The 24,206-nt window shown below is 74.4% G+C and carries 24 protein-coding genes; 19 read left to right on the forward strand and 5 right to left on the reverse strand.

The annotated features are described in order from the left end of the window. The first annotated feature begins 11 nt into the window (after nt 1-11). From ACFSHS_RS12875 to ACFSHS_RS12895, 5 genes are all read left to right on the forward strand, one after another. Nucleotides 12-497 carry a PH domain-containing protein gene (locus ACFSHS_RS12875; RefSeq protein WP_376876400.1) on the forward strand — a complete coding sequence of 162 codons (486 nt, stop codon included), beginning with the start codon at nt 12-14 and terminating at the stop codon, nt 495-497. 372 nt (nt 498-869) lie between these two features. Further along, entirely contained in the window at nt 870-1,442 is a 573-nt protein-coding gene (gene infC, locus ACFSHS_RS12880) for a translation initiation factor IF-3 (protein ID WP_376876473.1), read from the forward strand. Nucleotides 1,443-1,582: 140 nt separating this feature from the next. Beyond that, nucleotides 1,583-1,777, forward strand: a complete 195-nt coding sequence (gene rpmI / locus ACFSHS_RS12885) for a 50S ribosomal protein L35 (RefSeq protein WP_376876403.1) — start codon at nt 1,583-1,585, stop codon at nt 1,775-1,777. A 35-nt stretch (nt 1,778-1,812) separates the two neighbouring features. Next, entirely contained in the window at nt 1,813-2,196 is a 384-nt protein-coding gene (rplT, locus tag ACFSHS_RS12890) for a 50S ribosomal protein L20 (RefSeq protein ID WP_376876406.1), read from the forward strand. Nucleotides 2,197-2,434: 238 nt separating this feature from the next. Beyond that, nucleotides 2,435-3,226 carry a TrmH family RNA methyltransferase gene (locus ACFSHS_RS12895; protein ID WP_376876410.1) on the forward strand — a complete coding sequence of 264 codons (792 nt, stop codon included), beginning with the start codon at nt 2,435-2,437 and terminating at the stop codon, nt 3,224-3,226. Here ACFSHS_RS12895 and ACFSHS_RS12900 read toward each other — a convergent pair. Further along, a complete protein-coding gene (locus ACFSHS_RS12900) occupies nt 3,199-3,624 on the reverse strand; it encodes a diiron oxygenase (protein WP_376876413.1) in 426 nt (141 codons plus the stop codon). The two genes, ACFSHS_RS12895 and ACFSHS_RS12900, sit on opposite strands and share 28 nt — an antisense overlap. A gap of 63 nt (nt 3,625-3,687) precedes the next feature. On the opposite strand from ACFSHS_RS12900, the gene ACFSHS_RS12905 reads away from it, so the two are divergent. Then, nucleotides 3,688-4,374, forward strand: coding sequence for a TetR/AcrR family transcriptional regulator (locus ACFSHS_RS12905; protein WP_376876416.1), 687 nt, complete (start codon nt 3,688-3,690; stop codon nt 4,372-4,374). Nucleotides 4,375-4,508: 134 nt separating this feature from the next. On the opposite strand, the gene ACFSHS_RS12910 is transcribed toward ACFSHS_RS12905, so the two are convergent. Further along, the gene (locus tag ACFSHS_RS12910) at nt 4,509-5,351 is read right to left on the reverse strand and encodes an EamA family transporter (protein ID WP_376876419.1); all 843 of its coding nucleotides are present in this window, start codon (nt 5,349-5,351) and stop codon (nt 4,509-4,511) included. A 197-nt stretch (nt 5,352-5,548) separates the two neighbouring features. On the opposite strand from ACFSHS_RS12910, the gene ACFSHS_RS12915 reads away from it, so the two are divergent. From ACFSHS_RS12915 to ACFSHS_RS12925, 3 genes are read left to right on the forward strand one after another with little or no spacing between them, the layout of a single operon-like run. Beyond that, nucleotides 5,549-6,616 (forward strand): phenylalanine--tRNA ligase subunit alpha, encoded by a 1,068-nt coding sequence (locus ACFSHS_RS12915; protein WP_376876422.1) that lies wholly within the window; start codon nt 5,549-5,551, stop codon nt 6,614-6,616. Beyond that, nucleotides 6,616-9,111: a phenylalanine--tRNA ligase subunit beta gene (gene pheT / locus ACFSHS_RS12920; RefSeq protein ID WP_376876425.1), complete on the forward strand. Its 2,496-nt coding sequence runs from the start codon at nt 6,616-6,618 to the stop codon at nt 9,109-9,111. Before ACFSHS_RS12915 ends, pheT begins: the two co-directional genes overlap by 1 nt. Further along, nucleotides 9,104-10,021, forward strand: a complete 918-nt coding sequence (locus tag ACFSHS_RS12925; RefSeq protein ID WP_376876428.1) for an SDR family NAD(P)-dependent oxidoreductase — start codon at nt 9,104-9,106, stop codon at nt 10,019-10,021. The genes pheT and ACFSHS_RS12925 overlap by 8 nt, the downstream gene beginning before the upstream one ends. Before the next feature lie 230 nt (nt 10,022-10,251). On the opposite strand, the gene ACFSHS_RS12930 is transcribed toward ACFSHS_RS12925, so the two are convergent. From ACFSHS_RS12930 to ACFSHS_RS12940, 3 genes are all read right to left on the reverse strand, one after another. After that, complete coding sequence (locus ACFSHS_RS12930; protein WP_376876431.1) at nt 10,252-11,259, reverse strand: glycosyltransferase family 2 protein; 1,008 nt, start codon at nt 11,257-11,259, stop codon at nt 10,252-10,254. Between the two features lies 1 nt (nt 11,260). Then, complete coding sequence (locus ACFSHS_RS12935; protein ID WP_376876434.1) at nt 11,261-12,298, reverse strand: iron-containing redox enzyme family protein; 1,038 nt, start codon at nt 12,296-12,298, stop codon at nt 11,261-11,263. Nucleotides 12,299-12,451: 153 nt separating this feature from the next. Continuing rightward, on the reverse strand, nt 12,452-13,189 hold the full coding sequence (locus ACFSHS_RS12940; protein ID WP_376876437.1) for a class I SAM-dependent DNA methyltransferase: 738 nt from the start codon (nt 13,187-13,189) through the stop codon (nt 12,452-12,454). 183 nt (nt 13,190-13,372) lie between these two features. Here ACFSHS_RS12940 and argC point away from each other — a divergent pair, with 183 nt between their 5' ends. Genes argC through tyrS form a run of 10 tightly spaced genes read left to right on the forward strand, consistent with a single transcriptional unit; the run spans nt 13,373 to nt 23,949 of the window. Next, nucleotides 13,373-14,413 (forward strand): N-acetyl-gamma-glutamyl-phosphate reductase, encoded by a 1,041-nt coding sequence (gene argC, locus ACFSHS_RS12945; protein ID WP_376876440.1) that lies wholly within the window; start codon nt 13,373-13,375, stop codon nt 14,411-14,413. Nucleotides 14,414-14,468: 55 nt separating this feature from the next. Beyond that, nucleotides 14,469-15,620: a bifunctional glutamate N-acetyltransferase/amino-acid acetyltransferase ArgJ gene (gene argJ / locus ACFSHS_RS12950; RefSeq protein WP_376876443.1), complete on the forward strand. Its 1,152-nt coding sequence runs from the start codon at nt 14,469-14,471 to the stop codon at nt 15,618-15,620. Beyond that, nucleotides 15,617-16,669 (forward strand): acetylglutamate kinase, encoded by a 1,053-nt coding sequence (gene argB / locus ACFSHS_RS12955; protein WP_376876446.1) that lies wholly within the window; start codon nt 15,617-15,619, stop codon nt 16,667-16,669. The genes argJ and argB overlap by 4 nt, the downstream gene beginning before the upstream one ends. Continuing rightward, nucleotides 16,666-17,856: an acetylornithine transaminase gene (locus ACFSHS_RS12960; protein WP_376876449.1), complete on the forward strand. Its 1,191-nt coding sequence runs from the start codon at nt 16,666-16,668 to the stop codon at nt 17,854-17,856. The genes argB and ACFSHS_RS12960 overlap by 4 nt, the downstream gene beginning before the upstream one ends. Further along, complete coding sequence (gene argF / locus ACFSHS_RS12965) at nt 17,853-18,800, forward strand: ornithine carbamoyltransferase (protein ID WP_376876452.1); 948 nt, start codon at nt 17,853-17,855, stop codon at nt 18,798-18,800. The genes ACFSHS_RS12960 and argF overlap by 4 nt, the downstream gene beginning before the upstream one ends. Continuing rightward, a complete protein-coding gene (locus tag ACFSHS_RS12970) occupies nt 18,797-19,333 on the forward strand; it encodes an arginine repressor (protein ID WP_376876455.1) in 537 nt (178 codons plus the stop codon). Before argF ends, ACFSHS_RS12970 begins: the two co-directional genes overlap by 4 nt. Then, nucleotides 19,330-20,544: an argininosuccinate synthase gene (locus ACFSHS_RS12975; RefSeq protein ID WP_376876458.1), complete on the forward strand. Its 1,215-nt coding sequence runs from the start codon at nt 19,330-19,332 to the stop codon at nt 20,542-20,544. Before ACFSHS_RS12970 ends, ACFSHS_RS12975 begins: the two co-directional genes overlap by 4 nt. After that, on the forward strand, nt 20,541-21,977 hold the full coding sequence (gene argH, locus ACFSHS_RS12980; RefSeq protein ID WP_376876461.1) for an argininosuccinate lyase: 1,437 nt from the start codon (nt 20,541-20,543) through the stop codon (nt 21,975-21,977). The genes ACFSHS_RS12975 and argH overlap by 4 nt, the downstream gene beginning before the upstream one ends. Nucleotides 21,978-22,036: 59 nt before the next feature. Continuing rightward, complete coding sequence (locus tag ACFSHS_RS12985) at nt 22,037-22,663, forward strand: DNA-3-methyladenine glycosylase (RefSeq protein WP_376876476.1); 627 nt, start codon at nt 22,037-22,039, stop codon at nt 22,661-22,663. Then, a complete protein-coding gene (tyrS, locus tag ACFSHS_RS12990; RefSeq protein WP_376876464.1) occupies nt 22,660-23,949 on the forward strand; it encodes a tyrosine--tRNA ligase in 1,290 nt (429 codons plus the stop codon). The genes ACFSHS_RS12985 and tyrS overlap by 4 nt, the downstream gene beginning before the upstream one ends. The last annotated feature ends 257 nt before the right edge of the window (nt 23,950-24,206 follow it).

Below are 24,206 nucleotides of genomic sequence, written 5' to 3' on the forward strand. Positions count from 1 at the left end.
ACCATGGCGGAGTGACCCGCACTCCTCCCGACCGGCTGACGGCCGTGCCCCGCCGGATGCGCCAGCTGTGCGCCGCCCTCGGCGTCGTCGTCGTGGTTGTGGCGGTGGTCGTCGCGATCTCCCTGAAGGAGACGACCAACACCGTCGTCACCTACCGCACCTCCGACCAGGTGGCGATCGTCGGCCTCGGCCTGTTGCTCGCCGCCGGGATCGTCTTCCTCGGCCGGTCGCGGGTGGATGCCGACACCGAGGGGGTGCACGTCCGCAACCTGGTCGTCCATCACCAGCTGCCCTGGCAGGCGGTGCGGGCCGTGCGCTTCGAGCGGAAGTCGGCGTGGGCGTCGCTGCTGCTGGAGAACGGTGACGAGGTCTCGCTGCTCGCGGTGCAGGCCGTGGACAAGGAGCACGCGGTGCGGGCCGTCGAGGGTCTGCGCGCGCTGCGCGCGGCGGCGCGGGCGAACGACCCGGTGCCGCCGCCGCTGCTGTACGACAGCTGAGCGAGGCCCCTGCCCCCGCCGCTGCAGGGCGGCCGGGACGACCGGAATGACCATCGGGCGCGCGGCGCTGTAGAGTAGGTGCGCCTCCCCCCGCTACATCGAGGCGCGCGAACCATCCAGCGGCCCCACCCCGGGCCGCTGAACCAAGAGGAGCCCGCTCCCACCTGACGCCGTCCAGGCGACCAGGTCCCCGGATCGCGAGAGCCGGCCACCGGTCGGTTCTCGCGGCGCGCACGCCCCCGCACGGGCGTGCGTTACCGGTGAGACGGGCCCCGTGAGCTGACGCTCCGGGGCTCTCGTCCTTCCGGCACCGGGACGGGCCAGCGACTCCTCACAGGCGACAGCAGAGGAGAGGCCATCAGCGAGCCCCGTATCAACGACCGTATCCGCGTTCCCGAGGTCCGCCTGGTCGGACCCGAGGGCGAGCAGGTCGGCATCGTGCCGATCGGCGAGGCCCTGCGCCTGGCGCAGGACGCGGAGCTCGACCTCGTCGAGGTCGCGCCCATGGCGCGGCCGCCGGTCGCGAAGCTCATGGACTACGGGAAGTTCAAGTACGAGTCCGCCCAGAAGGCCCGCGAGGCCCGGCGGAACCAGGCGCTCACCGTCATCAAGGAGATGCGGCTGCGCCTCAAGATCGACCCGCACGACTACGAGACCAAGAAGGGCCACGTCGAGCGCTTCCTCAAGGGCGGCGACAAGGTCAAGATCACCGTCATGTTCCGTGGCCGGGAGCAGTCCCGCCCGGAGATGGGCTACCGGCTGCTGCAGCGGCTGGCCGCCGACGTCAGCGAGCTGGGCGTCGTCGAGTCCAACCCCAAGCAGGACGGCCGCAACATGGTCATGGTGATCGCTCCGCACCGGAACCAGGCGGCCACCGACGCCGGACGCCGCCAGGCCAAGGCCGACAAGGCAGCCGCGGCCGAGGAGCAGGCGCCCAGCGCCTGAGAAAGGACCTTCCTGCCCCCGCCACGAGCTCGCGGCGGAACCCTGCAGGAAGGCCGAAGACCGCAGCACCGAGACGGTCGCCGCCGTCCCGCAGCCTTGTGCTGCCGACGGCGCCGACACCAGACGACAGGACGAGGGACATGCCGAAGCAGAAGACCCACAAGGGCACCGCGAAGCGGATCCGTGTCACGGGCAGTGGCAAGTTGGTGCGTGAGCACACCAACAACCAGCACAAGTTCGAGCACAAGTCCTCGTCGCGCAAGCGGCGGGTCAAGGGCATCGGCGTGCTGTCGAAGGCCGACACGAAGAGCATGAAGAAGCTGCTCGGTATCTGACCGCCCCTCCGTAACGAGAAGACAGGAGCTCTCACGTGGCACGCGTGAAGCGGGCGGTCCACGCCCAGAAGAAGCGCCGTACGATCCTCGAGGCCGCCAGCGGTTACCGCGGCCAGCGGTCGCGGCTGTACCGCAAGGCCAAGGAGCAGATCCTCCACTCGGCCACCTACAACTACCGCGACCGGAAGGTCCGCAAGGGTGACTTCCGCAAGCTGTGGATCACCCGGATCAACGCCGCGGCGCGGCTCAACGACATGACCTACAACCGGTTCATGCAGGGCCTCAAGCTCGCCGGCATCGAGCTGGACCGTCGCGTCCTGGCCGAGCTCGCCGTGAACGAGCCGGCCGTCTTCGCCACGCTGGTGGAGAGCGCCCGGGCGGCGGTCGCCGCCGCTCCGGCGGACGACGCCGCTGCCTGAGCAAGGACCCTCCTGCCCCCCACCACTCGTAGAAGGCCCCCTCCTCCCCACCCTTCGCAAGCTCAGGGGGGTCCCGGGAGGGGGCCGGGGGCTCTGCAGGAGGGCTCACCGACGCCGTCGGTGACCGGTCCTCGCGGGCCGGCGCCGGCGGCGTCGGCGTCTGTTCCGGGGCGGCGTCTGATCCGGGGGCACGTCCGGTCCGGACGCGGGTGTGCAGATCTCGCACGGGAGAAGAGGCATGGAGCTGCTGACCGAGCGGTCCGCCCGCATCGTGGCGGCGCGCAAGCTCACCCGCCGTGCGGGCCGTGACGCCGCCGGCCTCTTCCTCGCCGAGGGGCGTCAGGCGGTCGTCGAGGCGCTCGCCGAGCCCGAGGTCGTTCGCGAGGTCTTCGCCACCGAGGCCGCCGCCGACGCGCACCGCGAGCTGCTGGCGTCCACGCCGGTGCCGGTGCGGCTGATCACCGAGAAGGCGGCGGCCGGGCTGTCGGAGACGGTGACCCCGCAGGGCCTGATCGCCGTCTGCGGGCTCCGGGACGTCGCCGGCGAGACGCTGACCGCCCGACCGCCGCGGCTGGCCGTGGCGCTGGCCGGGCTGGCCGATCCGGGCAACGCCGGCACCGTGCTGCGGACCGCGGACGCCTGCGGTGCCGGCGCCGTGGTGTTCGGTGCCGGGTCGGCCGATCCGTACGGCGGCAAGGCGGTGCGCGCCAGCGCCGGCAGCCTGTTCCACGTCGACGTCGTCCGCGGGGCGCCCCTGGAGCAGCTCCTGCCCTCCCTGCAGGACGCGGGCGTCACCGTGCTGGCCGCCGACGGCGGGGGAGAGGCCGCACTCGACGAGGTGGCGGCGGACGGCCGGCTCGCCGGACCGGTGGTGTGGCTGTTCGGCAACGAGGCCCGGGGCGTGCCCGCGGAGCTCGCCGCGCGCGCCGATCTACGGGTGCGGATCCCGATGCGGGGGCGGGCCGAGAGCCTCAACCTCGCGGCCGCGGCCGCCATCTGCCTCTACGCGACCCAGCTCGCCCAGGGTTGACCGGCGTCGGTGGTTCCCGTCCTCGTGCCGCAGGGCGTGGTCCGGGTCCACGGGATGGGACCGGCGATCACGCACCGGCCGAGGCGTCGGGCAGCCCACCCCTGTGGTGCTCGTCGACCCGCGCCGCGGCCTTCGCCGTCCGGGATCGAGCCCGGTGATCCGCTGCTTCTCGCTCGACGAGCTCCACAGCGGCGCCTGTACAGCGTGGACCCCCTCGGTGACAGTCCGTAGAGGCTGTCCGGGATCGGCGCCTCCCAGTCGATGTCGACGAGCGGGTCGTACGACTTCTTGACCGCTGACCCCTGCAGTCGGGTGGAGAGTTCCTCTCGATCGACCGGTCGGCGGCCGGACTGACCGGTAGCCGTGGTGGGCACTGTGGAGGGGATGGTGGCGGTCATCGACGAGCTCCCCCGGGACGTCGAGCGCGGCTGCCAGGGAAGGTCGCCGTTACCGTGAAACACATGCAACCGGCGGTGGGTGTCCCGGGCGCGCCGCCGCGCTCGCGCACCCGGCGCGAGTCGCACGAGCCCCAGCAGGACGGCCGGCGGTCGCGGTGGACCGAGCACCGCCGGGCCCGCCGGGAGGACCTGGTCGGCGCGGCCGTCGAGGCCGTGCGTCGCACGGGCCCCGACTTCGCCGTGGACGACGTCGCCCGCAGCGCCGGCGTCTCGAAGACGGTCATCTACCGCTACTTCTCCGACAAGGACGAGCTCGTCGACGCCGTTCTCGAGCGCATCTCCGGGAGCGTCCTGCTGCCGCGGCTGCTCGGCGAGATCGCGACCGAGCACGCCGACGACCGGGCCGGGCTGCGTGCGGTCATCGCCGCGTTCGTGTCTCTCATCGAGGACGAGCCCGAGCTCTACCGCTTCGCCTACGCCCACTCCGGGCGGTCGGGTCGGGCGGACCTCGTGGCCGCGACCGAGCACCGGATCGCCGAGGCGCTGGCCGCCCTGATGTCCGAGCGGCTCGAGGCCGCGGGGCAGCCGACGGCAGCGGCTCGGACGTGGGCGTACGGGGTGGTCGGCATGGTGCAGCTGGCCGCGCACTGGTGGTCGACGTCCCGCACCGTGCCGGCCGCGGAGCTGGTCGAGCAGCTGGTGGCCCTGGCGCACGGCGGGCTCGGCGAGCTGCTCCCTCCGCGCCGCTGACCGCCCGCGCGTCGCGAGGAGACCGCTGTCCGGGCACGACGACGAGGGTTGCCGGCCTCCTCTCCCGGTGGAGCAGCTCGACGCCGACGGCGAGGCGATCGCCCGCGGCTGGATGCGGCGCCGGGCGGCAGGGCTCAGCCGGGCAGGGTGATCAGGACGACGGCGGCCACCGCGGTGCCCAGCCCGGCCAGCTGGGCGCCGACCAGACGCTCGCGGAGCAGCAGTTGCGCCAGCACGACGGTGCTGACGGGGTACAACGAGGCGAGGACGCCGGTGATCGCCAGCTGCCCGTCGGCCTGGGTGGCGAGCAGGAACAGGGCGTTGGCCGACATGTCGCCGATCCCCGAGGCCGCCACGAGGCCGAGCGCCGGCCGGCTGACCCCCAGCGATCGCCGCCCGACCAGCGCGACGACCACCACCAGCACCACCGAGGCGAGGCGGGCGGCCGCCAGCGGCGTGACGCCCGAGCCGTCCGACGTCCGGTCCAGGAGCACGAAGAAGAACCCGAAGGCGGTGCCGGCCGCCAGCGCGGGCGCCAGGCTGGCGGGCCGGGCGGCGCGCAGCGCCGAGAGGCCGCCCTCTGCGGACACCAGGACGACGGCGGCCAGGGCCAGCGCGATGCCGGCAGCGGCCCACGGCCCGATTTCCTCGCCGGCGAGCAGACCGACCAGCACGGGTACCGCTGCCGCCGTCACCGCGGTGACCGGGGCGATCACGCTCATGACCCCGCGCGAGAGGGCACGGAAGAAGACGAGGAGCCCGGCGGCCCCCGCCAGCCCGGCCGCGGCGCCCCAACCCAGGTCGTTGGCGCCCACCGGTCCACCGAGCCAGGGCAGGAGGGCCAGCAGTGCCACGAGCCCGATGAGCTGCGACAGCGCCACCACGCCGAAGACCGACGTCCTCCGGCTGGCCAGGCCGCCCAGGAAGTCGGCCGCCCCGTAGACGGCCGCCGAGGCCAGCGCCAGGACGACCGCCACGCCCGACCTCCCGATGTCACGGTGCGCACCGCCGCGCACCGGCCCCCGTTCTAGCACCCGCCACCGACGAGGCGAGAGCCGCACACTCGCCGCAGCAGGTCCGATGCGGGCGGGTGAGCAGACCTCGCCGGACCGCAGGACGACGGGCCGGGAACCCAGGCGCGGACCGACGGGCCCGGCGGGCAGAATGGTGTCCCGTGTCTGGCGCCAACGATCCCTACGACCCCAAGCAGGTCGCCGCGCTCTCGCCCGAGGCCCTCGACGACGCGGTGGCCGCGGCGCAGAAGGCGTTCGCCGAGGCCGGTGACCTGGAGGCGCTGGCCGCCGTCCGGCCGGCCCACCTCGGCGACCGGGCGCCGGTGCTGCTGGCCCGCCGCGAGCTGGGGGCGCTGCCGCCGGCCGCGCGCAGCGACGCCGGGAAGCGGGTCAACGCCGCGCGCCAGGCGGTCACCGACGCCTACGCCGCCCGGCTGGCCGAGCTGGAGGCCGAGCGGGACGCCCGCGTGCTGGCGGAGGAGCGGGTCGACGTCACGCTGCCGTGGGACCGCACCCCGCGGGGCGCCCGCCACCCGCTCACCACGCTGATGGAGCGCATCAGCGACATCTTCGTCGGCATGGGCTACGAGGTCGCCGACGGCCCGGAGCTGGAGGCCGAGTGGCTGAACTTCGACGCCCTCAACATGGGGCCTGACCACCCGGCCCGCACGATGATGGACACGATCTTCGTCGCACCCGAGGACTCCGGCCTCGTGCTCCGGACCCACACGAGCCCGGTCCAGGCCCGCACGCTGCTGGCCCGGACTCCGCCGGTCTACGTCGTCGCGCCAGGCCGCGTCTACCGGACCGACGAGCTCGACGCCACGCACACCCCCGTCTTCCACCAGGTGGAGGGCCTGGCCGTGGACCGGGGGCTCACCATGGCGCACCTGCGGGGCACGCTCGACCACCTGGCCCGGGCGCTGTTCGGCGCCGAGGCGATCACCCGCTGGCGGCCGTCCTACTTCCCGTTCACCGAGCCCTCGGCCGAGTTCGACGTCTGGTTCCCGGAGCACCGGGACGGCCCGCGCTGGGTGGAGTGGGGCGGCTGCGGGATGGTCAACCCGCGGGTGCTCATCGCCTGCGGCGTCGACCCGGACCAGTACTCGGGGTTCGCGTTCGGGGTCGGCATCGAGCGCGCCCTGCAGTTCCGCTCCGGGGTCGGCGACATGCGCGACATCGTCGAGGGCGACGTCCGGTTCACCAAGGCGTTCGGAGTGGAGCAGTAATGAGGGTCCCTGTCGGCTGGCTGGCCGAGTACGTCGACATCCCCGCCGGGACGTCGGTCGAGGACCTCGACGCCGCGTTCGTGCGCCTCGGCCTCGAGGTGGAGGAGATCCACCGGCCGGAGCAGGTGACCGGGCCTCTCGTCGTCGGCCGGGTGCTGGAGATCGAGGAGCTCACCGGCTTCAAGAAGCCGATCCGCTACTGCCAGGTCGACGTGGGGGAGGCGGATGCTGCCCGGGGCGGTGGGCGGGACGTGCGCGGCATCGTCTGCGGGGCGAGCAACTTCGCCGTCGGCGACGCGGTGGTCGTGGCACTGCCCGGAGCGGTGCTCCCCGGCGGCTTCGCCATCGCCGCCCGCACGACCTACGACCGCGTCTCCGACGGCATGATCTGCTCGGTCCGCGAGCTCGGCGTCGGCGACGACCACGCCGGGATCCTCGTCCTCGGCTCCTCTGGCGACGACGTGCCGCCGCCCGGCACGCCCGCCGGCCCCGTGGTCGGCCTCGAGGACGTCGTCATCGAGCTGGCGATCACCCCCGACCGTGGCTACTGCCTGTCGATGCGGGGGCTCGCGCGCGAGATGGGCACCGGCCTGGCCGCGCCCTGGCGCGACCCGGGTGCGCTGACGCCCCCGGCCTGGGCGGGCGAGCCCGCATGGCAGGTCACCGTGGCCGACGCCGACCGCTGCGACCGGTTCTCGATGCTGGCCATGGAGGGGCTGGACCCGACCGCGCCGAGCCCGTGGTGGATGCGCCGGCGGCTGGCGCAGGCCGGCGTCCGCAGCATCTCCCTGGCCGTCGACGTCACCAACTACGTGATGCTCGAACTCGGTCAGCCGATGCACGCGTTCGACCGGGACGCCGTCACGGGTCCGATCACCGTGCGGCTGGCCCGCGAGGGCGAGAAGCTCACCACCCTCGACGGCTCGGTGCGCTCGTTGTCCACCGACGACCTGCTGATCACCGACGACACCGGGCCCATCGGCCTGGCCGCCGTCATGGGCGGGGCCTCCACCGAGATCGGTGAGGGCACCACCGCCGTCCTGCTCGAGGCGGCGCACTGGGAGCCGGCCGGCGTCGCCCGCACGGCCCGCCGCCACCGGCTGCCCAGCGAGGCGGCCAGGCGGTTCGAGCGGGGCGTCGACCCGGAGATGACCGTCGTCTCGCTGGCCCGCGCCGCGGAGCTGCTCGCCGAGTACGGCGGCGCGCACGTGGTGGGCGCAGTCGTGGACGTCGACACCCGCGCTCCCCGGCCGTCGATCGCCCTGGACGCCGCCAAACCGGCGCAGGTGTCCGGGATGCCCTACACCGGAGCGCAGGTGGTGGAGCTGCTCGAGGCGGTCGGCTGCGTCGTCGACGCCAGCAGCAGCCCGCTGGCCGTCACCCCGCCGCCCTGGCGCCCCGATCTGACCGATCCGGCCGACCTGGTCGAGGAGGTCGTGCGGCTGGCGGGCTACGACGACGTCCCGTCCGTGCTGCCGACCGCGCCGCCGGGACGCGGGCTGACCGCGGTCCAGCGGCGCCGCCGCGCCATCGGCCGCGCCCTCGCCGAGGCCGGCTACGTCGAGGCGCCGGCCTACCCGTTCCTCGGCACGCCGGTCCTCGACGCGCTGGGGCTGCCCGAGGACGACGAGCGCCGCCAGGTGGTGCTGGTGCGCAATCCGCTGTCGGAGGAGGAGCCGGCCCTGCGGACGACACTGCTGCCCGGCCTGCTCGCCACCCTGGCCCGCAACCTCTCCCGCGGGCAGCGCGACGTCGCGCTCTTCGAGCACGGCGCGGTCTTCCCGGGGGGCGACCGGGCGGCCGCGCCCGTGCCCGGCGTCGACCGGCGTCCGGACGACGAGACCATCGCTGCGCTCCTGCGCGCGGTCCCGGAGCAGCCATGGCACGTCGCCGTGGCGCTGGCCGGCAACCGCGAGCCGCGCGGCTGGTGGGGGCCCGGCCGTCCCGCGGTGTGGGCCGACGCGGTGGAGGCCGCGCGACTGGTCGCCGCCGCGTCCGGGGCCGAGCTCACCGTCCGGGCAGGGGACCGGGCTCCGTGGCACCCGGGCCGGTGCGCCGAGCTGCTGGTCGGCGACACGGTCGTGGGCCACGCCGGCGAGCTGCACCCGCGGGTGTGTGCCGCGCTGGAGCTCCCCGCGCGCACCGCGGTGATGGAGCTCGACGTCGACGCCCTGCCGGCCGCGGCGGTGCCGATCGGCCCGCCGGTCTCCAGCTTCCCGCCGGTCCTGCTCGACCTGGCCCTCGTGGTCCGGGACGACGTGCCCTCGGCGGAGGTCGCCGCTGCGCTGCACCAGGGGGCGGGGGAGCTGCTGGAGGCCCTGCGGCTCTTCGACGTCTACAGCGGACCGCCGGTGCCGGCCGGATCCCGGTCGCTGGCCTACGCCCTCACCCTGCGCGCGCCCGACCGCACGCTCACCGGCGAGGAGGCCACCGCGCTGCGCGACGCCGCCGTCGCCGAGGCGGCGGAGCGGACCGGAGCCCAGCTGCGTGCCTGAGAAAGGACCCCGTCCCCCCCGCCCTCCGGAGAAGGACCCCCTCCTCCCCACCCCTCGCACGCTCGGGGCGGGACCCGAGAGGGGGCCGTCCCGGGACGGGGCCACACGAACGCTCTCCGGCCAGGTCGCGCTCGTCACCGGCGCCTCCACCGGCATCGGTCGGCACCTGGTGGAGGGGCTGGCCGCGCGGGGCATGGCCGTGGCCGGCATGGCCCGCAGCGAGCACCGGCTGGTCGCCGCCATGTCCGAGGTCGGGGAGGCGACGGGTGCCCGGACGCTGGCCGTGGGCGCCGACGTCACCGACCGGGCCGCCGTCACCGCGGCGGTCGAGCGCGTCGTGGCGGAGCTGGGGCAGGTCGACCTGCTGGTCAACAACGCCGGCCTCATCGACGCCGCGGAGGAGCCGCTCTGGGAGGCCGACCCCGAGCAGTGGTGGGACGTCGTGTCGAGCCACGTCCGCGGCGGGTTCCTGCTCTGCCGCACCGTCGTGCCGTGGATGGTCCTTCGCAACCGCGGCCGGATCGTCAACATCGCGAGCGGGATGAGCGTGCGCGCCCGCCCGGAGTACTCGGCCTACTCGGTCGCCAAGACCGGGCTGATGCGCCTCACGGAGGCCCTCGCCGGCGCGCTGGAGGGCTCCGACGTCCGTGCCTTCGACGTCTCGCCCGGCGTCGTGGACAGCCCGATGACCCGCTCGATGCCGATGTGGCGCGGCTTCGAGGACTGGACCCCGCCGGAGCGGGTGGTCGAGCTGATCACCGCGATCGCCGCGGGGGAGCTGGACCCGTGGTCGGGCCGGCTCCTGCGTGCCGGCGCCGACGACCTCGACACCCTGCGGTCGCTGACGCCGCAGGACGCCGCACGGCAGCTGCGCCTGCGGCCCTACGGGGACGGCGACCCGCTGGCCTGAGCCGGCGGCCCCTTCCGGCGAGGGTGTGCCGGGTGCCCGCGACGGCGGCGGTGGTGCACGGCGGAGGGCTGATCGGCCTGGGCGACTTTCAGCTGCCACGACACGCCGTAGCGGTCGTTCACCCTGCCCAAGCGGCGGCTGCAGCCGTGGCGAAGGTCAGCGCCTGCTCCGCGTCGTTGGCGAGCACGAGGAAGGGCGCGGCCCGGTTCGGCAGTCGTCCCCTCACGTCCTCACCACGGGACGCCGGCGTCGATCGGGGTCAGCGGAGGCCGCCCTGCCGCCTCCCGGCCGAGACGCCACCTCGACGAGGCGGCCGTGCGCAGCCGGACGTCGCCGTACGCGACCCCGCCGCGGACGAACCGCGAGAACAGGGCCAGCCACGAGAACAGGCCCCGCTCCAGGACCCAGACCGGCGACCAGAGCGCCGCCGTGGCCGGGAAGACGGCGCGCCCGCCGGCCCGCCGGCGCCCGGTCTCCCCGGCGGCCACGATCCCGGCGGCCAGCAGGACCAGACGCCGGACCCGGCGGTGCAGCAGGCCCTCCGCGACGACCGGCCAGACCGCCAGGGCGGCGAGCAGCCGCCACGGCTGGGCCAGGTCGTCGTAGGCCTGGCGCGGCCGCTGCGACCAGAAGTGCGCGGCCGTGGGCGGGCGGCGCGCCACGAACAGGTCGTCGGCGCGGTGCTCGCGTCCGCCGTGGGCGCGGACGGTGCGCACCATCTCGAGGTTCTCGAAGAGGACGTCGCCCCGGTAGCCGCCCATCGCCAGGAACGTGGCCCGTCGCAGGCCGAAGGTGCCGGGATAGTCGGCCGAGAACGCACGGTTGAGCAGCGTGCGGCCGGTGTCCCAGCGGGCGTGCCACGGCGCGGGACGGAACACGTTCTGCGGGCGGACCACGTCCGCCGTCCGGAGCAGGTCCAGCACCCGCTCCAGCGCGGGCCGGTCGTAACGGACGTCGTCGTCGGCGATCACCACCCGCTCGGCGCGGGCCGCCCGGACGCCGGTGACGACGCCGGCGACCTTGCCGTTCGCGCCCGGCCAGGGCTGCGGGCGGATGTGCCGGACCAGGCCGCCCCAGGCCCGCGCGTGGGCGTCGAACCGCTCGGCCGATGAGCCGTCGACGACCGTCACGGGGATCCAGGCGCTCAGGTGGCGTAGGTAGCCGGTCAGCTCGTCGAGCTCGGCGTCGCCGGTCCAGCGCAGCGGCAGGACGTACTCCCCGTCGAGCAGCGGCGCCACCTCAGGCCACCGAACCCACGGCCGCGCCCCTGGTCCGCAGCGAACTGCGCCCCGACGACCACGCGGTCAGGACGTGCTCGGCGAAGCGCCGCTCCAGGTGCAGCGCGGTGGCCGCGCCGAGGAAGACGTCGGCCAGCAGGGCCGGCTCGTCCTCGACCAGGCTCCCGCACATGTCGTGGGCGGCGATCTGCTCGTGCACGGCGTCGGCCTCGACGTGCTCGTCGAAGAACCAGGTCGCGTCCGCGCCGAACCCCAGCCGGCGCAGGCCGGCCCCGTACCGGCGGTTGGGCACCGTCGAGGTCATCTCGAAGGCGGCCAGGTGCCCGACGACGGCCCCGCGCAGCCGGCGGTGCAGTCCGAACAGGGACATCGCGTTCACGGTCGCCAGGGTGATGGCCGGCACCCGGTCGACGTGCGCGCCGTAGGTGTCGTCCAGCCCGAGGGCACGCATGGCGCGGGCGTACAGCGCGGCGTGCACCCGGTCGGGACGCCCGCCGCCGTACTCGTCGATCTGGATCTCGGCCAGCGCGGCCTTGGCGCGGCCGGTCAGCCGGGGGAGCGCCCAGGTGTGCGGATCGGCCTCCTTGAGCTGGTACACCGACCGGTGGACGACGAACTCGCGGAACTGCCCGGCCGTGGCCGCTCGCGCGAGGAAGGCCGACAGCGACGGCCCGTCGTCGTCGGCGGTCAGCGCGCCCAGCCCGTCGGCGACGGCGGAGGCTGTCGGGGCCGGCAGGCGGACGCGCGCGGCCTCGGCCCGCAGCGCGTCCTCGAACGGACCCTCCAGCACCGCCCGGACCCCGAGCAGCTCCGGTGACCACTCGGCCGCGGGGTCGACGTCGTCGAAGCCTGCGTAGTGCAGTTCGTAGAGCAGGTGCAGGCAGAGCTGCAGGTCGTCGTCGGTCAGCACGGCGCCGGGCTCGTTCCCGGCCGCGAGTCGCCGGGAGAGCTCGCCGGCGGCGTCGCGGAGGGCGGGTAGCCGGTCGCGGTCGCCGCGGAGCGCGCGGGACAGCTCCGAGCTCACCGGACCCCTCGCCATGGGCACCCGCACGTCTCCTCCGTCGCGGCCCCCGGGACGGGCGGACGGGACAGGTGCTGTTCACCTGGCTACCGGGCTGCCCGACGGTCGCCGTGCAGTCATAACGTGCGTGCGCGGAACTGTCGACCTGAGCAGCCGCCGGCCGGGGAACGGTCAGTCGTCCCGGCGGTACACCGCGACGTAGGTGGTGCTCTGGTCGGTGAAGGGGCGCCGCTCCCAGTCCTGCCAGCGTTCCTCGAGGTGGAGGCCGGCGAGGCGTGCCATCAGGTCGAGCTCCGCCGGCCACACGTAGCGGTGGTCGACCGGCAGGAGGCGGACGCCGTCGGCGGTGAAGGCCAGCCGCGTCGCGCTGATCCGCTGCTCCGCGGGTCGCAGCTCGGCGACCTCGACGATCACGTGACGCTCGGCGACCTCGTGCGCCCGGACGGCCCGCCCGTGGTGGAACCCCGCCACGTCGGGCACCCAGTTCTCCACGAGGAAGACCCCGGACGGGTCGAGGTGGGCCGCGGCGTTGCGGAACGTCTGCACCTGCGCGTCCTGCGACGGCAGTGCGTTGATCGTGTTGTAGGCGAGCACCACCACGGCGTACCGGCGGTCCATCGTGGTCGTCGAGAAGTCGCCCACCTCGACCCGCAGCGCCTCGCCGCCCGGCTTGCGCCGGAGCTGCGCGACCATCTCCGGGGAGCCCTCGATGCCCTCGACGTCCAGGCCCTTCGCGGCCAGTGGGAGGGCGATGCGCCCCGTTCCGATGCCCAGCTCGAGCACCGCGCCGCCGGCGGCGTACCCGGCGATCACCGACAGGGCCGCCTCCGGGGAGAGGTCGGCGTGGAGTTCGTCGTACACCTCGGCGATGTGCCGGCCGTACTCGGAGGGGTCGAAGCCGCTGGCCATGAGGTGGTCTACCGCGCTCCTCCGGCACCGCGCCACCGGAGCGGGCAGGGGTCCCGCCGTGGCCGGCGCCCTCGCGCCACCGGCGGCGCGGGACCGACGGACGTACCGCGACCGGCGATCCGCTGCGGTCGACCGGCGCACCCCGGTTGGGCGATCATCCGGGATAGTGCATAATCATGCATCGTGGGCACAGGGCAGACGTGGACGGTCGGGGTCACCGGCGCCACCGGGTACGCGGGCGGGGAGGTGTGCCGGCTGCTGGCCGGGCACCCGGACCTCCGCCTGGCCGGGGTGCACGCCAACTCGAGTGCCGGCCGACGCCTGGGCGAGCTGCAGCCGCACCTGCTGCCCTTCGCCGACCTGGAGGTCCGGCCGAGTGACGCGGCGTCCCTGGCGGGGTACGACGTCGTGGTGCTGGCCCTGCCGCACGGAGAGTCCGCGGCGATCGCCGCGCAGCTGCCCGCCGACACCCTCGTCATCGACTGCGGCGCCGACCACCGGCTCAACGACCCGGCGGCCTGGGCCCGGTGGTACGGGGGTGAGCACGCCGGCTCCTGGCCGTACGGCCTGCCGGAGCTGCCCGGCCAGCGGGAGAAGCTGGCCGACGCCCGGCGGATCGCCGTCCCGGGGTGCTACCCGACCTCGGTGACCCTGGCCCTCGCCCCCGCGCTGGCCGCCGGTCTCGTGGAGCCCGAGGTCGTCGTGGTCGCCGCCAGTGGCACCTCCGGCGCCGGGAAGAGCGCCAAGCCGCACCTGCTGGGCAGCGAGGTCATGGGCTCGGTGAGCGCCTACGGCGTCGGCGGTGTGCACCGGCACACGCCCGAGATGATCCAGAATCTCTCGCAGGCGGCCGGGACCCCGGTGAGCGTCAGCTTCACCCCGACCCTCGTGCCCATGAGCCGCGGCATCCTGGCCACCTGCTCGGCGAAGCTGCGGCCGGACGCCGACGCCGACTCGGCCAGGGCCGCGTACGCGAAGGCCTACGCCGACGAGCCCTTCGTGCAGCTGCTCCCCGAGGGGCAGTGGCCGACCACCGCGCAGGTCCTGGGGGCCAACACCGTCGCGCTGCAGGTCGCCGTCGACGCCGACGCCGGCCGGCTCGTGGTCGTCGCCGCCGTCGACAACCTGACCAAGGGCACCGCCGGCGGGGCGCTGCAGTGCGCCAACCTCGCCCTGGGCCTGCCCGAGACCACCGGCCTGCCGGTCGTGGGGGTGGCCCCGTGAGCTCCCCCCACGAGAGCGCTCCGCCGGCGTTCCCCGTTTCCGCGGCGGCCCCCGAGTGAGCACCACCGCACCCAGGGGGTTCTCGGCCGCAGGCGTCGCGGCCGGCCTGAAGTCCAGCGGCGACCCCGACGTCGCCGTCGTCCTCAACCACGGTCCCGACGACGCCGCCGCGGCCGTCTTCACCACCAACCGCTTCCCGGCCGCTCCGGTGCTGTGGAGCAGGCAGGTCCTGGCCGGCCAGCGGCTCCGGGCCGTCGTCCTCAACTCCGGCGGGGCTAACGCGTGCACCGGCCCGGAGGGCTTCCAGGACGCCCACGCCACCGCCGAGCACGCCGCCGCCGCACTGGGCGTCGGCGCGATCGACGTCGCCGTCGCCTCGACCGGGCTCATCGGCGTCCGGCTGCCCATGGACAAGCTGACCGCCGGGGTCACCGCAGCCGTCGGGGCCCTGAGCGAGGACGGCGGCCCCGACGCCGCCCGGGCGATCATGACCACCGACAGCGTGCCGAAGACCACGGTGCAGTCGCGGGAGAGCTGGACCGTCGGCGGCATGGCCAAGGGCGCGGGCATGCTCGCCCCGTCGCTGGCCACGATGCTCGTCGTCCTCACCACCGACGCCGTCGTCGACGCCTCCGCCCTCGGGCCGGCGCTCAAGCAGGCGACCAGCGTCAGCTTCGAGCGGGTCGACTCCGACGGCTGCCTGTCCACCAACGACACGGTCGTCGTCATGGCCAGCGGCGCCAGCGGGGTCACGCCCAGCGCGGAGGAGCTCACCGACGCGCTGACCGCCGCCTGCACCGACCTGGCCATGCAGCTGCTGGCCGACGCCGAGGGCTCCACCAAGGACATCGCCATCAGCGTCCGCAACGCCGCGAGCGTCGAGGACGCGCTGACCGCCGGCCGGGCCTGCGCGCGCAACAACCTGCTCAAGACGGCGCTCTTCGGCAACGACCCCAACTGGGGCCGGGTCCTGGCCGCCATCGGCACCACCGACGCCGCCTTCGAGCCCGAGCAGGTCGACGTCACGATCAACGGCGTGACCGTCTGCCGTGGCGGGGCCATCGGCGACCCGCGGGAGGGCGTCGACCTCACCGGGCGCGCGATCACGATCGACGTCGACCTGAAGGCCGGCCCGGAGCAGGCGACGATCTGGACCAACGACCTGTCCATCGCCTACGTCCACGAGAACTCGGCGTACTCCACATGAGCCCGCACCCGGACCCCGAACCCCACGTCACCACCGTGCACGACCCGAACGCGCAGGACCCGACGCCGCCCGACGTCGCCGTCGACGTGGCGCCACCGCCGACAGGGCCGCGGAAGAAGGTCGGCACCAGCCGGGTCATGCGCACCCACGACCCGGAGGGCGACGCGCAGAAGGTCGCCGTGCTGACCGGGGCGCTGCCGTGGCTGCGCGAGTTCCACGGCAACGTCGTCGTCGTGAAGTACGGCGGGCACGCCATGGTCGACGAGGAGTGCCGCCGGGCGTTCGCCGAGGACATGGTCTTCCTGCGGACCTGCGGCATCCTGCCCGTCGTCGTCCACGGTGGCGGCCCGCAGGTCAGCGCGATGCTGTCCAAGCTCGGCATCCCCACCGAGTTCCGCGGCGGCCTGCGGGTCACCACCGAGGAGGCGATCGGCGTCGTCCGCATGGTGCTCGTCGGTCAGGTCGGTCCCGAGGTGGTCGGCCTCATCAACGAGCACGGCGGCCGGGCGGTGGGCCTGTCCGGTGAGGACGGCGGCCTGTTCACCGCCGCCCGCACGTTCGCGGTGGTCGACGGCCGGCCGGTCGACGTGGGCCTGGTCGGCGACGTCGTCGCCGTCGACCCCACGCCGGTGCGGGCGCTGCTGGAGGCCGGGCACATCCCGGTGATCTCCACCGTCGGCCCCGACAAGGACGGCGTCCTGCACAACCTCAACGCCGACACCGCCGCGGCGGCGGTCGCCGTGGCCCTCGGCGCGGTGAAGCTCGTCGTCCTCACCGACGTCGAGGGGCTCTACGCCGACTGGCCCGACCGCGACTCCCTGGTCGAGCAGATCGACGCCCGCGAGCTGGCCGAGATCCTGCCGACGCTGGACTCCGGGATGGTCCCGAAGATGGCCGCCTGCCTGCGGGCGGTCGAGGGCGGGGTGACCCGCGCGACCGTCGTCGACGGCCGCCTGCCGCACGCCCTGCTGCTGGAGATGTTCACGACCGAGGGCACCGGGACGATGGTCGTCCCGGCCGCGACGGAGAAGGAGGGCACAGCACCATGACGCACACCGAGGAGCTGGCCCGCCGCTGGTCGGCCGTGATGATGCACAACTACCGGACCCCGCCGGTCGCGCTCGACCACGGCGCGGGGGCCACCGTCTGGGACGTCGACGGCCGCGAGTACACCGACCTGCTCGGTGGCATCGCGACGACGATCCTGGGCCACGCGCACCCGAAGGTCGTCGAGGCGATCACGGCGCAGGCGCGCAAGCTCGCCCACGTCTCCAACCTCGCCATGCACGAGCCCGGTGTGCTGCTGGCCGAGCGGCTGCTGGAGCTCGCCGGCCGGCCGGGGCGGGTCTTCTTCTCGAACTCCGGTGCCGAGGCGAACGAGGCGGCGTTCAAGATCAGCCGGCTGACCGGCCGGTCCGAGGTCATCACCGCCGAGGGCTCCTTCCACGGCCGGACGATGGGTGCCCTGGCCCTCACCGGCCAGCCGGGGAAGGCCGAAGCGTTCGCGCCGCTGCCGGCCGGGGTCCGGTACGTGCCCTACGGCGACACCGACGCGCTGAGGGCGACCGTCACCGACCGGACCGCGATGGTGCTGCTGGAGCCCATGCTGGGTGAGGGCGGTGTCCAGCCCGCGCCGGCGGGCTACCTGGCCGCCGCGGCCGCCGCGGCGCAGGAGGCCGGTGCCCTGTTCGCCCTCGACGAGGTGCAGACCGGCATCGGCCGGACCGGCTCCTGGTTCATGCACCAGGCCGACGGCCTCCGGCCCGACGTCGTCACTTTGGCCAAGTCGCTGGGCGGCGGGCTGCCGATGGGCGCGGTCCTGGCGTTCGGGGGGGCCGCGGAGCTCCTGACCGCCGGTGCCCACGGCTCGACGTTCGGCGGGAACCCGATCGCCGCGGCGGCGGCCCTCGCCGTGCTCGACACCATCCGCGACGAGGGCCTGCTGGAGCGCGCGAAGGAGCTCGAGCACCGGTTCACCGCCGGCATCGAGGGTCTCGGGCACCCGGGTGTCAGCGGCGTCCGGGGCAGCGGTGCGCTGCTGGGCGTCGTCCTCACCGCCGACGTCGCCACGGCGCTCGAGGGCCGGCTGCGGGACGCCGGCTTCCTGACCAACGCCGTCGCGCCCGGCGTGCTGCGGCTCGCCCCGCCGCTGGTGCTCGGCGACGGCCAGGTCGACGCCTTCGTCGCGGCCCTCCCGGCGGCGCTCGACGCCGCCCTCCAGGAGGCCCCCCAGTGACCCGCCACCTGCTCAGGGACGACGACCTGAGCCCGGCCGAGCAGGCCGAGGTGCTCGCGCTCGCCGCCTCCCTCAAGGCCACCCGGCACACCGCGGGGGCCCCGACACCGCTGGCCGCGCCGGGCGGCGTGCCCCGCGCGGTCGCCGTCCTCTTCGACAAGCCCTCCACCCGCACCCGGGTGTCGTTCTCCGTGGGCGTCGCCGAGCTCGGCGGCTACCCGCTGGTGATCGATGCCGGCACCAGCCAGCTCGGCCGGGGCGAGCCGATCGAGGACACCACCCGCGTGCTCGACCGCCAGGCCGCCGCGATCGTCTGGCGCACCTTCGGGCAGGAGCGCATCGAGGCCATGGCCGCGGTCAGCCGGGTACCGGTGATCAACGCCCTCACCGACGAGTACCACCCCTGCCAGGTCCTGGCCGACCTGCTGACCGTCGTCGAGCGCAAGGGCTCCCTGCCCGGGCGGTCGCTGACCTACCTGGGCGACGGCGCCAACAACATGGCGCACTCCTACCTGCTGGGCGGCGCCACGGCAGGCATGCACGTGCGGATCGGCTCGCCCGAGTCCTTCCAGCCCTCCAAGCCGGTGCTCGAGCGGGCGGCCGAGATCGCCGCCGAGACCGGGGGATCGGTGCTGTGGACCCCCGATCCCGAGGCCGCCGCCGACGGCGCGGACGTCCTGGCCACCGACACATGGGTGTCCATGGGCCAGGAGGAGGAGTACGACGCCCGGATCGCCCCCTTCCTGCCCTACGCCCTGGACGAGGCGGCGCTGGCGCGGGCCGCCGAGGACGCCCTGGTCCTGCACTGCCTGCCGGCCTACCGCGGCAAGGAGGTCGCCGCCGCGGTCATCGACGGGCCGCAGAGCGCGGTGTGGGACGAGGCCGAGAACCGCCTCCACGCCCAGAAGGCCCTGCTCGCGTGGCTGCTGGAGCGATCCCGATGACCACGGCACTCACGCGCAGCGCCCGGCAGGCGCGGATCGTGCAGCTCATCGAGGCGCAGCCGGTCACCTCGCAGACCCAGCTGGCCGCGCTGCTCGCCGAGTCCGGCATCGAGGTCACCCAGGCGACGCTCTCGCGGGACCTCGAGGAGCTCGGCGCCGTCAAGCTGCGCGGCTCCGACGGCGCCCCGGCCAGCTACGTGCTGCCCCCCGAGAACGCTCCGCTCCGGCCGGCGCAGGCCGCGCCGGCCCGGCTCACGCGGTTGCTCGCCGACCTGCTGACCTCGGCCGACGGCAGCGCCAACCTGGCCGTCCTGCGCACCCCGCCCGGGGCCGCGCAGTTCCTGGCCTCCGCCCTGGACAAGGTGGGGCTACCCGACGTCCTGGGCACCATCGCGGGGGACGACACTCTGCTCGTCGTCTCCCGTGAACCCGACGGCGGACCGGCGCTGGCCGAGCGCCTGCGCGCCCTCGCCGAGCGCACGCCCGCCGTGTACCCCGAACTGAAGAACGACCTGGAAGAGGAATTCCCGTGACCGAACGTGTCGTCCTGGCCTACTCGGGCGGGTTGGACACCTCCGTGGCGATCGGCTGGATCGCCGAGGAGACCGGCGCCGAGGTCATCGCCGTCGCCGGCGACGTCGGCCAGGGCGGTGAGGACATGGAGGTCATCCGCCGGCGTGCGCTCGACTGCGGCGCCGTCGAGTCGATCGTCGCCGACATGCGCGACGAGTTCGCCGACGAGTTCTGCCTTCCGGCCCTGCAGGCCAATGCGCTCTACATGGACCGCTACCCGCTGGTCTCGGCCCTCTCCCGGCCGCTGATCGCGAAGCACCTCGTCACCGCCGCGAGGTACCACGGCGCCTCGACGGTCGCCCACGGCTGCACCGGCAAGGGCAACGACCAGGTGCGGTTCGAGGTGGGCATCGGCGCCCTCGGCCCGGACCTGAAGGTGCTCGCCCCGGTGCGCGACTCGGGCATGACCCGCGACAAGGCCATCGCGTTCGCCGAGGAGAAGGGCCTGCCGATCGCGACGACCAGGAAGTCGCCGTACTCCATCGACCAGAACGTGTGGGGCCGCGCCGTCGAGACCGGCTTCCTCGAGGACATCTGGAACGGCCCTGTCGAGGACGTCTACGAGTACACGCAGGACCCGACGGTCCCCAAGGAGGCCGACGAGGTCACGATCGGCTTCACCGACGGCGTCCCGACGTCGATCGACGGGCGCCACGTCACGGTGCTGCAGGCCATCGAGGAGCTCAACCGGCGCGCCGGTGCCCACGGCGTCGGCCGGCTCGACATGGTCGAGGACCGGCTGGTCGGGATCAAGAGCCGCGAGGTCTACGAGGCCCCCGGCGCGATCGCGCTGATCACCGCCCACCAGGAGCTCGAGGCGGTCACCGTCGAGCGCGACCTCGCCCGGTTCAAGCGGATCGTGGGCCAGCGCTGGGCCGAGCTCGTCTACGACGGCCTCTGGTTCTCGCCGCTCAAGCACGCCCTCGACGCGTTCATCGCCGACTCGCAGGAGCACGTCAGCGGCGAGATCCGGATGACCCTGCACGGCGGGCGGGCCACGGTCACCGGACGGCGCAGCGAGGCCTCCCTGTACGACTTCAACCTCGCCACCTACGACACCGGCGACACCTTCGACCAGGGCCTGGCCAAGGGCTTCGTCCAGCTGTGGGGCATGCCGTCGAAGCTGGCGGCCGCGCGCGACCAGCGGCTGCACGGCGGTGGCGGGGCGTGACCGGGCAGACATCCCAGACCCGGCTGTGGGGCGGCCGCTTCGGCGGCGGCCCGTCGCCGGCGATGGCCGCGCTGTCCAAGTCGACGGACGTCGACTGGCGGCTGGCGCCCTACGACCTGGCGTCCTCGCGCGCCCACGCCCGCGTCCTGCACCGGGCCGGCCTGCTCACCGACGACGAGCTGGACCGGATGGTCGGCGCGCTGACCGAGCTGTCCGCCGAGGTGGCCGCGGGCACGTTCGCCCCCATCGAGGCCGACGAGGACGTGCACGAGGCCCTCGAGCGCGGGCTGCTGGAGAAGCTCGGGCCGCTGGGGGGCAAGCTGCGGGCCGGGCGCAGCCGGAACGACCAGGTTGCCACGGACCTGCGCCTGTACCTGCGGCACAACGTCCGGGCGCTCGTGTCCGGGCTTTCTGCGCTGGAGTTCGCGCTGCTGGGCCTGGCCGAGCGGTACCAGGACGTCGCCGCGCCCGGCATGACGCACCTGCAGCACGCGCAGCCGGTCCTGATCGCCCACCAGCTGCTGGCGCACGCCCACTCCATCGCACGCGACGTCGACCGGCTGCAGGACTGGGACCGGCGGACGGCGGTCAGCCCGCTGGGCGCCGGCGCGCTCGCCGGCTCGTCGCTGCGGCTGGACCCGGACGCCGTCGCGGCGGAGCTCGGGTTCGACCGCGCGGCCGACAACAGCATCGACGCGGTCAGCGACCGCGACTTCGCTGCGGAGTTCTGCTTCGCCGCGGCCCTGCTGGGCGTGCACCTGTCCCGGCTGGGCGAGGAGGTCGTCCTCTGGACGTCGACGGAGTTCGGCTGGGCGCGGCTGGACGACGCCTGGGCGACCGGGTCGTCGATCATGCCGCAGAAGAAGAACCCCGACATCGCCGAGCTGGCCCGGGGCAAGTCCGGCCGGTTCGTGGGCAACCTCACCGGGCTGCTCACGATGCTCAAGGGGCTGCCGCTGGCCTACGACCGGGACCTGCAGGAGGACAAGGAGCCGGTCTTCGACTCGATGGAGCAGCTGGTGCTCCTCCTGCCCGCCGTCACCGGGATGGTCGCCACCCTGACCCTGCGCCCGGAGGTGCTCGAGGCGGCCGCGCCGCAGGGCTTCGCCCTGGCGACGGACGTGGCCGAGTGGCTGGTCTCGAACGGCGTGCCGTTCCGGTCCGCGCACGAGATCTCCGGTGCGATGGTGGCCTTCTGCGAAGAGTCCGGGCTCGAGCTCGACCAGCTCGACGACGACCAGCTCGCCGGCATCGACGAGCGGCTCACCCCCGGTGTCCGGTCGGTCCTGTCCGTGCCCGGCGCGCTCGCGGCCCGCAGGGCCCGCGGGGGGACGGCGCCGGAGCGGGTGGCCGAGCAGCTGACGGCGCTCAAGGCGCTCGCCGCCGCGCACGCCGACTGGGCGTCCGTCTCGCCCGTGGCGGCGGCCCTCTGAGCGCGGCGCAGGCTGCCGCCGACCGTCCCGGGCCGGGCCTGCCGGTCCGCGAGGGGGACCTGCTCGGGCCGGTCGACGTCGTGGCGCCGTCGCTGCTCGGCTGCTGGGTGGTCACCGACCGGCCGGAGGGGCAGGTGGCGCTGCGGCTGACGGAGGTCGAGGCGTACTCGGGGGAGGGGCAGGACCCGGCGTCGCACGCACACCGGGGGCCCACGCCACGAGCGGAGATCATGTTCGGCCCGCCCGGGCGCCTGTACGTCTACTTCAGCTACGGCGTGCACTGGTGCGCCAACGTCGTCGTCGGCCCCGAGGGGCGCGGGTCCGCGGTCCTGCTCCGGGCCGGCGACATCGTGCTGGGGGAGGAGGTCGCCCGCGCCCGCCGTCCTGCCGCCCGCGTCGCACGGGACCTGGCCCGCGGACCCGCCCGCCTCACCCAGGCGCTGGGCATCGGCCCCTACGACCGCGGCCTCGACCTGCTGGCGCCGGAGAGCCCCGTGCGGTTGCACCACGGTTCCGCGCCGGCGACCGTCTCGGCCGGGCCGCGGGTCGGGATCAGCCAGGCGACGGAACTCCCGTGGCGGTTCTGGGAGACCGGTGCGCCGTCGGTGAGCGTGTTCCGGGCGGGGGGCACCGGGCGGGGCGGGAAGAGACCTGGCCGCAGGGCCGGGCAGGATGGTGCCCCGTGAACGACGTCATCGACGACCTGCACCGCCGAGGGCTGATCGCCCAGAGCACCGACGAAGCGGCGCTGCGCGCCCACCTCGCCGAGGGGCCGGTCGCCTACTACGCAGGCTTCGACCCGACGGCGCCGAGCCTGCACGTCGGTCACCTGCTGCAGTTCATGGTGCTGCGCGCCCTGCAACGCGCCGGCCACCAGCCGGTCGTGCTGGTCGGAGGAGCCACCGGACTGATCGGCGACCCGCGGCCGACGGCCGAGCGGCAGCTCAACGACCGGGGGACCGTCGCGGAATGGGTCGACCGGATCCGTGAGCAGGTCGCGCCCTTCCTCGACGTCCCGGCGGAGACCGAGGGCCTCAAGGGGCCGCTCTACGTCGACAACCTCGAGTGGACCGCGCCCATCTCCGCGATCGATTTCCTGCGCGATCTGGGCAAGCACTTCCGGGTGGGCCGGATGCTGGCCAAGGAGGCGGTGTCCGCCCGGCTGAACTCCGAGGCCGGCATCAGCTACACCGAGTTCAGCTACCAGATCCTGCAGGCCAACGACTATCGAGAGCTGCACCGTCGGCACGGCGTGACGCTGCAGACCGGCGGCTCCGACCAGTGGGGAAACCTGACCGCGGGCATCGACCTCGTCCGCCGGACCGAGGCCGCCACGGTGCACGCCTTCTCCACCCCGCTGGTCACCAAGTCCGATGGCACCAAGTTCGGCAAGACCGAGGGCGGTGCGGTGTGGCTGGACCCGTCGCTGACGTCGCCCTACGCGTTCTTCCAGTTCTGGCTGAACGCCGACGACGCCGACGCGCGCGCCTGGCTGCCGCTGTACTCCGAGCGTCCGGCGGAGGAGGTCGAGGCGCTCCTCGTCGAGAGTGTGGAACGCCCCGCGGCACGGACGGCGCAGCGCGCGCTCGCCGAGGAGCTCACCTTGCTCGTCCACGGCCCGGACGAGCTCCGGCAGGCCGAGGCCGCGGGACGCGCCCTCTTCGGTCGCGAGGACCTGGCCACGCTGGGGGAGGCCACGCTGGGCGCCGCCCTGCGGGAGGCGGGGGCCGTGACCGTGGACGGCGAGGTCCCGTCGATCGCTCAGCTGCTCCAGCTCACCGGCCTGGCGAGCAGCCTGTCCGAGGCCAGGCGCACGGTGAAGGAGGGCGGGGCCTACCTCAACAACGAGCGGGTCACCGACGCCGATGCCGTACCGGGGGAGGACGCCTGGCTCCCCGGCGGATGGCTGGTCCTGCGCAGAGGCAAGCGCGTCGTCGCCGGAGTGCAGCGAACGGGTCCGTCGGGCTCCTGACCTGCGCTCCGACGCGTGTGTCGTCGACGTGGCGGCACCGTGACGGACGCGTGTCCGGCGTCACCCGACCACGGGTTTGACACGGCCCCCGGACGGACGTAACTTTCTCTCTGCGCCGCGCGAGACCCCGTCTGGGGCCGGCGGGAAGATCCTGCGGGGTCCGACCGTTGTGCGGTGTACAAACGAGAAGCCGCCTCGAACGAAGCCCGCGAGGGTGGAGTTGGTGTGCGTCCGCTCTTTGAGAACTCAACAGCGTG

The organism is Blastococcus deserti, from assembly GCF_042682525.1.
GTDB lineage: Bacteria > Actinomycetota > Actinomycetes > Mycobacteriales > Geodermatophilaceae > Blastococcus_B > Blastococcus_B deserti.

Bases quoted from the DNA above. Each gene is read 5' to 3' on its own strand.
- argB (WP_376876446.1), top strand. From the start codon at position 15,617: ATGAGCCCGCACCCGGACCCCGAACCCCACGTCACCACCGTGCACGAC.
- ACFSHS_RS12895 (WP_376876410.1), top strand. From the start codon at position 2,435: ATGGAGCTGCTGACCGAGCGGTCCGCCCGCATCGTGGCGGCGCGCAAG.
- ACFSHS_RS12935 (WP_376876434.1), bottom strand. From the start codon at position 12,298: ATGGCGAGGGGTCCGGTGAGCTCGGAGCTGTCCCGCGCGCTCCGCGGC.
- ACFSHS_RS12940 (WP_376876437.1), bottom strand. From the start codon at position 13,189: ATGGCCAGCGGCTTCGACCCCTCCGAGTACGGCCGGCACATCGCCGAG.
- rpmI (WP_376876403.1), top strand. From the start codon at position 1,583: ATGCCGAAGCAGAAGACCCACAAGGGCACCGCGAAGCGGATCCGTGTC.
- pheT (WP_376876425.1), top strand. From the start codon at position 6,616: ATGAGGGTCCCTGTCGGCTGGCTGGCCGAGTACGTCGACATCCCCGCC.
- ACFSHS_RS12905 (WP_376876416.1), top strand. From the start codon at position 3,688: ATGCAACCGGCGGTGGGTGTCCCGGGCGCGCCGCCGCGCTCGCGCACC.
- ACFSHS_RS12970 (WP_376876455.1), top strand. From the start codon at position 18,797: ATGACCACGGCACTCACGCGCAGCGCCCGGCAGGCGCGGATCGTGCAG.
- ACFSHS_RS12960 (WP_376876449.1), top strand. From the start codon at position 16,666: ATGACGCACACCGAGGAGCTGGCCCGCCGCTGGTCGGCCGTGATGATG.
- ACFSHS_RS12900 (WP_376876413.1), bottom strand. From the start codon at position 3,624: ATGACCGCCACCATCCCCTCCACAGTGCCCACCACGGCTACCGGTCAG.